1 protein-coding gene is annotated in these 1,440 nt (G+C 66.0%); it reads left to right on the top strand.

Going from position 1 to position 1,440, the window contains the following annotated elements:
* The first annotated feature begins 546 nt into the window (after positions 1–546).
* Complete coding sequence (locus tag ABZZ22_RS26975; RefSeq protein WP_354938647.1) at positions 547–1,302, top strand: L,D-transpeptidase family protein; 756 nt, start codon at positions 547–549, stop codon at positions 1,300–1,302.
* Positions 1,303–1,440: the final 138 nt, after the last annotated feature.

A 1,440-nucleotide genomic window follows, 5' to 3' on the forward strand; every position in this document is an offset into this window, starting at 1 on the left:
AGACCCGGTGGTCGAGCCTGTCGAGACCACCCCGAGACCCGGTGGTCGAGCCTGTCGAGACCACCCCGAGACCCGGTGGTCGAGCCTGTCGAGACCACCCCGAGACCCGGTGGTCGAGCCTGTCGAGACTACTGCCCCACGGAGAGAGGTCTCGACAAGCTCGACCTCCGATGGTCGAGCCTGTCGAGACCACCGTGGAACACGGAGCGTTCTCCTCGCGCGACGCGGTACCCGGGGCCGAAAGCGTCGGCGCGCTTCCCTGCCAACAGAGGGTCTCGACAAGTTCGACCTCCGAGTCCGACAGACGCCGTTTCACGTGAAACACGCCCCGCCCGGAGGACCGACGAGGGGCGGCGACCCAACGAATCCGCAGAACAAGGCCAGAAGGGGTCACGGGGGCGCTCGGTGCGCTAAAGTCCGCGGGCAGCCTTGCGAATCTGATGCAACCGCGCGCGCTGCTCGAACGTCTTAGTCGTAGAAGTCGCACTCGATGCGACCCCAAGCGGCCCGCGCGACCGGGCCACCAATCATGACCACGGAGCTGATGTGAACGTCCGTAGAACCCCGGTGGCGATCTTCCTCACCGCCATCCTCGCCTTGGGATTCTCCCTCGGCTCGATCGCTGCCACGAGCAGCGCACAGGCCAGTGTGCCGACGTCCTCCCTCGGACAGGTCGGACTGCACACGGCATACAAGGTTCTCTACAAGCCGGGCTCCAGCGGTCTCGGGGTGCGAAAGATCCAGGCTCGGCTCAAGGAGAAGAGCATCTACACCGGTCGCGTGAGCGGCTACTACGGCTCGAAGACCACGCGTGCCGTCAAGACCTTCCAGCGCAACCAGCGTCTGGCCATCACCGGCAAGGTCAACCAGCGCACGCTCGACCGTCTCCGCTCGAAGACGAGCACACCGACCGACGCGACGATGTACAACCTCGACCGCCGCTGCCTCACCGGCCGCGTCCTCTGCGTCGACAAGACCGACCGTCGGATGCGCTACGTACGCGGCGGCAAGATCGTCAAGGCGATGGACGCCCGCTTCGGCTGCAAGGCCAACCCGAGCCGGATGGGCGCCTTCAAGGTCTTCAAGAAGAGCCGCAACCACGTCTCCTCGATCTACCACACGCCGATGCCGTACGCGATGTTCTACTCCGGCGGCCAGGCCGTGCACTACTCGTCGGACTTCGCCGCCCGCGGCTACAACGGTTGCTCCCACGGCTGCGTGAACGTCCGCAAGAAGGCGGCCATCGCGTGGGTCTTCGACCAGATCCGTATCGGTGACCGGGTCGTCGTCTACCGCTCTTAGCCGCACCGGTGGTCGAGCTTGTCGAGACCACGACCTCGCGGTCGTGCTGGACGGCATCCAGCCACCGTCGAGCTTCCCCTCTCCGTTGCCGCGTGAGAAGCGGACGGCGGTGGCGATCTGCGGGGTGAACCCGGCGAA

It is taken from the genome of Nocardioides sp. NPDC006273 (assembly GCF_040613495.1).
GTDB lineage: Bacteria > Actinomycetota > Actinomycetes > Propionibacteriales > Nocardioidaceae > Nocardioides.